This is a genomic window from Geobacillus sp. ZGt-1 (genome assembly GCF_001026865.1).
In the GTDB taxonomy this organism is placed as follows: Bacteria; Bacillota; Bacilli; order Bacillales; family Anoxybacillaceae; genus Geobacillus; species Geobacillus thermoleovorans.
In genome coordinates this window covers 45,552-51,566 of the sequence record NZ_LDPD01000025.1, presented here as the reverse complement: position 1 = coordinate 51,566, position 6,015 = coordinate 45,552, and the positions used below count along the sequence as shown (strand labels likewise).

Sequence of the window (6,015 nt, the reverse complement as noted above, 5' to 3'; positions counted from 1 at the left end):
CTTTCCGTCGAGCCGCGCGGCAGCCGCGTCTACAAGCTGGCGCTTGAAGCTTGAACCTTCTTGGGCGCCGGCGCGAACAGAAGTCCGTTCAGCGGCCTGGCCGTTTCGCCGCCGCGCTTGGGAGCGGGCGAAAGATATGACGGTTTTCCTTGCACAATTGGAAGGAAACGAAAACGGAGAAGCGCCCGATCAGGCGGGTTGTGGCTGCCCATCACCAGCCTTCCCGTCGGCTCGCCGCCCCGCTGGCGATAAAAAAATCCGAACAGCGGCCGCTGTTCGGATTTTTCATATTAAAACACTTGTTCCACTTCGACGACGCCCGGCACTTCTTCAAACAAGGCGCGCTCAATTCCGGCTTTGAGCGTAATCGTCGAGCTCGGGCAGCTGCCGCACGCGCCGAGGAGGCGAAGTTTCACGACGCCGTCTTCGACATCGACGAGTTCGCAGTCGCCGCCGTCGCGANGCAGGAACGGACGCAGTTTATCTAAAACTTCTTGCACTTGTTCTTTGATTTCTTGATCCGTCATTTCCATCGACTCCTTTCCTTAGTTTTTATTATAATCATAGTGACAAAAAAAATCTAATGATAAATTTTGCTTTTGCAAAGGGTGACAACGATGACATTCAAGCCGGTTGAAATTTGTGTGTACGGGGCCGACGTCATTTGCCCGGCATGCGTGCAGCTGCCGTCGTCGAAAGAAACGTACGAGTGGCTCGAGGCCGCGCTGCGCCGCAAGTATCCGGATCAGCCGTTTGTGATGACGTACGTCGACATTTTTGCGCCGCCGGCCGATGACGAGGAGAAGCGGGAGCTCGCGCAGACGATCGTCGAAGAAGATTGGGTGTATCCGGTCGTGGTGATCGAAGGAAACGTCGTCGCCGAAGGCAACCCGCGGCTCAAAGCGATTTGTGCAGAAATGGAAAAATTCGGGTATCAACCGTCGACGCCGGAAGGGAAAAAGGCGGAATGAACTCCGCCTTTTTCGCCGAATAAGGGCCAGTTGTGCTGTCAGTACCCATGGTGATGCTTGTACATCCACAAAATGCCTGATTTCAACAAACGCGGCACCCGGCCGGTGAGCGGGCGGTCGGCGAGCAAGCCGAAGCCGTGCTTTTTGCCGAGCGAGCCGAGAATGCCTTTTAATTTGATCGGCGGGAATTCGCTCGGTGGTTCTTCGCCGTTCCACCGCTTTTGCAGCACTTGGACGATTTGCTCGGCTTGCGCTTCAGCGAGCTGGGCGCTCGGGGAATGCGGCAGGCTCGCACAGTCGCCGACGACGTAGGCGTTTTCATAGCCGGGGATGTGATGGCGCTTCGTCAGCACCACGCGGCCTTGCTTGTCCTTTTCGACATTCAGTTCGCGGACGACGCGGTTGGGCTGAATGCCGGCCGTCCAGACGATGACGTCGCACTTGACCGGCTCGTCGTGGTTGTACAAGACGCCAGGTTCGACTTTCGTGACGTTGGAGTTGCGGACGATTTCCACCTTGTGTTCAACGAACCATCCTTCCACATAATCGCTCAACCGTTTCGGAAACATCGGCAAAATGCGCTCACCGCGGTCAAACAGCTTGATGTGCAAGTCCGGACGGCTCTCCGCCAGTTCGCTGGCCAGCTCGACGCCGCTCAATCCCGCGCCGACGATGCCGACCGTCGCTTTCGGCGGCAAATTGTTCAGCGCTTCATAGGCGGCGCGCGCCTTATCGATCGACTGGATGCTGTACGTATGCGCCTCGGCGCCCGGCACCCCGTGGTATTTGTCTTCGCAGCCCAATCCGATCACGACATCATCGTAGCGGACGCTGCTCCCATCCTTTAAATGGACGAGCTGCTGGTCGAGATCAATCGAGACGACTTCGCCGAATTGGTACACAAGCTGCGGATGTTCCGGAAACGGGACGCGGATGTGATGGTCGCTGACCGTTCCCGCGGCCAAGGCGTAATATTCCGTTTTTAAACAATGGTACGGAACGCGGTCGATGAGGATAATATGAATGTCGTTTGGCAATTCGTCCGGGAGGAGGCGCTGCAAAATGCGCATATTGCCGTATCCTCCGCCAAGCAATACAAGTTGTCTCATCGTGAAAAATCCCCTTTTGTCGAGTTTCTAAAGCCGACAATGCCATAGAAAAGTATAACGAAATTGTGACAAAAGAACAATCATTTTTCCGCTTCCTCGATCGAACGAGCATGTTCATTGACGCCGCGCCGGAAAACCGCTACGATGGGAAGCAGGAAGGTGAACATGCGCATGATGTTGCCAATCATCGAATTTTGCATCAGCAACTTAGCCAGCGGGTCGTACAAAGCAATGGAAATGTTGGAAAAGGATCCGAACTTGGACATCATTGAATACAGTTGCTTAAGCTATTGCACACGCTGCGCGGAAACGCTGTTTGCGCTCGTCAACGGCGAGTTTGTCAGCGGCGAAACGCCTGAGCAGCTCGTGGAAAATATTTATCGGCATCTCGAGGAAAACCCAATGTTTTAACGAAAAAAGGAGGATGTCCGCGATGCGGCATCCTCTTCAATGTATAATGAAAAAACGGGGGATATTCCCATTGTGCCCAGGAGATGCCGCCATTATACATGCGAAGCGCAAAAAATGTTCAGGAGGGAGTCATGTGCGTTCTTTTTCGTTTACGAAAATGCATGGATTGGGTAATAGCTACATATACGTTGATCTGTTCCGGGAAACATTGCCCGAGGAGGAGCTGCCGGCGATCGCCCGCAGCGTCGCCGATGTCCACACAGGCATCGGCTCCGATGGCTTGATTCTCATTTGTCCATCGGAGAAAGCGCCAGTCAAAATGCGCATTTTTAACAGCGATGGCTCGGAAGGGAAAAACTGCGGCAACGGCTTGCGCTGCGTGGCGAAATACGCGTACGAGCACGGCATCGTCAGCGACCGCACCTTTTTGATTGAAACGCTCTCCGGGCTTGTCGAAGCCCGTGTTGCAGTAGCAGATGGCGAAGTGACAAGCGTGACGGTCGATATGGGCGAGCCGCGCCTTGAGCGGAGCGCCATTCCGATGCTTGGTCCGGAAGCGGAGCGGGTCGTCGCCGAGCCGTTTGCCATCGCTGGGGGCGAATATGAAATTACGGCGGTGTCCATGGGCAACCCGCATGTGATCTTTTACGTTGATGACATCCAAAAAGCGCCGGTGACGACGCTTGGCCCGCTCGTGGAAAAGGACCCGCGCTTTCCGGAAGGGGTGAACGTCGAGTTTGTCGAAGTGGTGAACGAGCGCGAGCTTCATTTCCGCGTCTGGGAGCGCGGCTCCGGCGTGACGCAGGCGTGCGGGACCGGAGCGTGCGCGGCGGTCGTCGCTTCCGTGTTAAACGGCAAAACGGCGCGCGGGGAGGAAACGGTCGTCCATTTGGCCGGCGGCGATTTAACGATCGTATGGGGGCACGACGGGCGCGTGCGCATGACCGGTCCGGCGGAGACCGTGTGCACCGGCGTTTATTACTACCGAGGCGGGCGGAACGGTTGAGCATCGAAAGGCAAAGACGGTATACTATGAAGTAAGATCGGAATCATTCAAGGGATTCGCCCCATCTGAGCCGTCGGGTGAAAGCGGGCGAACCTGTCGAAAAACGGCCAAGCTGTTTGGCCAGTGTCAACCGTTAAAGGAGGGATCATGGATGGCAGAGGCAGTTATTACGCTGACAGAAGCGGCAGCGTTTCAAATCAAAGATATGATGAAAGAGCAGGAAGAAGAGGGCGCGTACTTGCGCGTCGGCGTCCATGGCGGCGGCTGCAGCGGGTTGTCGTACGGCATGGGCTTTGACCATGAGCGGCGTGAGGATGACATCGAATTTGAGCAGCACGGCATCAAAATTTTGGTGGACCGCGACAGCGCGCCGATTTTGCGCGGAACGGTCATCGACTATAAACAGTCGCTGCTTGGCGGCGGGTTTACGATCAACAATCCGAACGCCATTGCGACATGCGGCTGCGGCTCCTCGTTCCGCACAGCGACCAATGCCGGCACGCCGGAGCAATGCTAAGCAGGCGGGATGACGTCCATCTGCCTGGCAGAGGAAAACGGCCTGCCTTGCCGTGACGTCGGGCTCTTGAGAAGGCCGGTTTTCGCCGCACGGCCGGTTGAAAACGCGGGCGTGTACCGACTGGCGAAATGTTGGAAGGGTGGTCTTTCCCTCACGAAATTGGGGAAAACGGCCGCGCTCCAACATCGGCCTTTTCGGGAGCGCCAAAGGAGGAGAAACGATGAAAGGACAAATCAATGTCATCTTGGCGCTTGTCTTGGCGCTCATTGTGGCGCTGCTGGCGGTGGCGAATGTCGAGCAGGTGACGATCCATTATTTAGTCGGCGAAACCCGCTTGCCGCTCATTATCGTCATTTTAGGTTCGGCCGTCCTTGGCGGCCTTGTCGTCGGCATGCTCGGATGGGTGCGTTTGTTCAGCCTGCGCCGGCAGGTGAAGCTGCTCGAGAGAGAGCGGGAGGAATGGACGAAAAACAAGGCTGGGAATACTGATGGCGAGTCGGTTTCGCTGGAGCGAGAGGGATGAGGCATGAGTATGGCGCCCCCAACAAAGAGGGGCGCCTTTTGCTTGAAAAACGGGTGTGGACGGGGCGGGCTATATGAATGGCTCCAATCAGTCGGGATGCGGCGTTAAGGCGAAATGCCGAGCGCCCCTTCGCTTCCGCTTGTTTTCCCGACGGAGCGCCATTAAAACAGTGATGTCGAGTGCGCCGGCTGCATCCGCGCCGTCGGGTCGATGTACGTTTTGGCGCTGCTGATGGCGATCGGCGCTTCGCCAAAGCCGCAGGCGATCAGCTTGATTTTCCCGTCGTACGTGCAAATGTCGCCCGCCGCATACACGCCGGGGATGTTCGTTTCCATCCGCGAGTTGACTTTGATCGCATTTTTTTCGATGTCAAGCCCCCAGTTTTTGATGGGGCCAAGCGAAGAAATAAAGCCGTAGTTGACAATGACGGCGTCGACATCGATCGTTTCTTTCGTTCCTTCTTTCACATGCTCGAGGATGACTTGGCGGATGGCGTGTTCATCGCCGACGAGTTCAACGGGCACAAACGGCGTTTTCACTTGCACGCTGGACTTCTTGAGCTGCTCGACGCTATGTTCATGGGCGCGGAATTTGTCGCGGCGATGCACAATCGTGACGCTTTGGGCGATCGGTTCGAGCATGAGCGACCAGTCAACAGCCGAGTCGCCGCCGCCGCAGACGAGCACGCGCTTTCCGGAAAACTGCCCCAAGTCGTTGATGAAGTAATGTAAGTTTTTTCCTTCATAGCGGGAAGCGCTTTCGATTTCGAGCCGACGCGGCTGAAAGGCGCCGTTTCCGGCGGTGATGATGACCGTTTTCGAATAATGGATTTGTTGATTGGTGACGAGTTTAAACGTTCCGTCCTCCTGCTTTTCGAGCGTGTCGACCGACTCGTTCAGGCAGACGGTCGGCGAAAATAGGTCCATCTGCTCTTTCAGCTGGTTGACAAGCTCTTGGGCGCGCACTTTCGGAAATCCGGCGACATCATATATGTATTTTTCCGGATATAACGCGGCCAGCTGCCCTCCAAGCTGCGGAAGGCTTTCGATAATTTTGACTTTCATTTGCCGCAAGCCGCCGTAAAACGCGGCAAACATCCCGGTCGGCCCGCCGCCGATAATGGTGACATCGTAGACGTTGCGATCTTCTTTCACCGACATCCCTCCCTGCGCGAAGTCATGGCATTACAAGTTTATCTTACCATAAATGGGCGTGGTTATAACGATCCTTTTTGTTGGACGAACAGAAAAAAAAACTTGAAAAGGGAAAGAAAAAGGACTAATATGTTTTGTGGAGAGATTGTTAATTTTTTGTGACAGTCCCTCGACATTTTTTTGGTGGTTAACGTGAATTATTTCACAAACTTCGCTCAATAAAAACGGGGGCGGCCGCAAAAGCTATAACAAATGAATGAGAAAAAATGAAAAAGGGTGGAAGTGATCCAGGTGAGAAAACCAAACGTTGTCATTTTAGGCGCT

The 6,015-nt window shown here is 55.1% G+C and carries 7 protein-coding genes and 2 pseudogenes; 5 read left to right on the top strand and 4 right to left on the bottom strand.

The window, feature by feature from the left end; all coding sequences use genetic code 11:
- Nucleotides 1–290: 290 nt before the first annotated feature.
- Nucleotides 291–462, bottom strand: a pseudogene (locus tag VU18_RS12905) (NifU family protein); the annotation flags it as partial.
- A gap of 1 nt (nt 463) precedes the next feature.
- A pseudogene (locus VU18_RS20435) lies at nt 464–527 on the bottom strand (NifU family protein); the annotation flags it as partial.
- 90 nt (nt 528–617) lie between these two features.
- Here VU18_RS20435 and VU18_RS12900 point away from each other — a divergent pair.
- On the top strand, nt 618–971 hold the full coding sequence (locus VU18_RS12900) for a YuzD family protein (RefSeq protein ID WP_011232430.1): 354 nt from the start codon (nt 618–620) through the stop codon (nt 969–971).
- Between the two features lie 38 nt (nt 972–1,009).
- Here VU18_RS12900 and VU18_RS12895 read toward each other — a convergent pair whose 3' ends face one another.
- Nucleotides 1,010–2,080 (bottom strand): NAD(P)/FAD-dependent oxidoreductase, encoded by a 1,071-nt coding sequence (locus VU18_RS12895; RefSeq protein WP_011232429.1) that lies wholly within the window; start codon nt 2,078–2,080, stop codon nt 1,010–1,012.
- Nucleotides 2,081–2,251: 171 nt separating this feature from the next.
- On the opposite strand from VU18_RS12895, the gene VU18_RS12890 reads away from it, so the two are divergent.
- The 4 genes from VU18_RS12890 (at nt 2,252) to VU18_RS12875 (ending at nt 4,537) form a co-directional block, all read left to right on the top strand.
- Nucleotides 2,252–2,491, top strand: a complete 240-nt coding sequence (locus VU18_RS12890; protein WP_011232428.1) for a YuzB family protein — start codon at nt 2,252–2,254, stop codon at nt 2,489–2,491.
- Between the two features lie 133 nt (nt 2,492–2,624).
- Nucleotides 2,625–3,497 carry a diaminopimelate epimerase gene (dapF, locus tag VU18_RS12885; protein WP_011232427.1) on the top strand — a complete coding sequence of 291 codons (873 nt, stop codon included), beginning with the start codon at nt 2,625–2,627 and terminating at the stop codon, nt 3,495–3,497.
- Between the two features lie 151 nt (nt 3,498–3,648).
- Complete coding sequence (locus VU18_RS12880; protein WP_011232426.1) at nt 3,649–4,014, top strand: iron-sulfur cluster assembly accessory protein; 366 nt, start codon at nt 3,649–3,651, stop codon at nt 4,012–4,014.
- 220 nt (nt 4,015–4,234) lie between these two features.
- Complete coding sequence (locus tag VU18_RS12875) at nt 4,235–4,537, top strand: lipopolysaccharide assembly LapA domain-containing protein (protein ID WP_011232425.1); 303 nt, start codon at nt 4,235–4,237, stop codon at nt 4,535–4,537.
- 161 nt (nt 4,538–4,698) lie between these two features.
- On the opposite strand, the gene VU18_RS12870 is transcribed toward VU18_RS12875, so the two are convergent.
- A complete protein-coding gene (locus VU18_RS12870; RefSeq protein ID WP_011232424.1) occupies nt 4,699–5,697 on the bottom strand; it encodes an NAD(P)/FAD-dependent oxidoreductase in 999 nt (332 codons plus the stop codon).
- Nucleotides 5,698–6,015: the final 318 nt, after the last annotated feature.

What these genes read in the sequence shown, in the direction of transcription:
- VU18_RS12900 (WP_011232430.1), top strand. Translation starts at nt 618, where the DNA reads ATGACATTCAAGCCGGTTGAAATTTGTGTGTACGGGGCCGACGTCATT.
- VU18_RS12895 (WP_011232429.1), bottom strand. Translation starts at nt 2,080, where the DNA reads ATGAGACAACTTGTATTGCTTGGCGGAGGATACGGCAATATGCGCATT.
- VU18_RS12890 (WP_011232428.1), top strand. Translation starts at nt 2,252, where the DNA reads ATGATGTTGCCAATCATCGAATTTTGCATCAGCAACTTAGCCAGCGGG.
- VU18_RS12880 (WP_011232426.1), top strand. Translation starts at nt 3,649, where the DNA reads ATGGCAGAGGCAGTTATTACGCTGACAGAAGCGGCAGCGTTTCAAATC.
- VU18_RS12875 (WP_011232425.1), top strand. Translation starts at nt 4,235, where the DNA reads ATGAAAGGACAAATCAATGTCATCTTGGCGCTTGTCTTGGCGCTCATT.
- VU18_RS12870 (WP_011232424.1), bottom strand. Translation starts at nt 5,697, where the DNA reads ATGTCGGTGAAAGAAGATCGCAACGTCTACGATGTCACCATTATCGGC.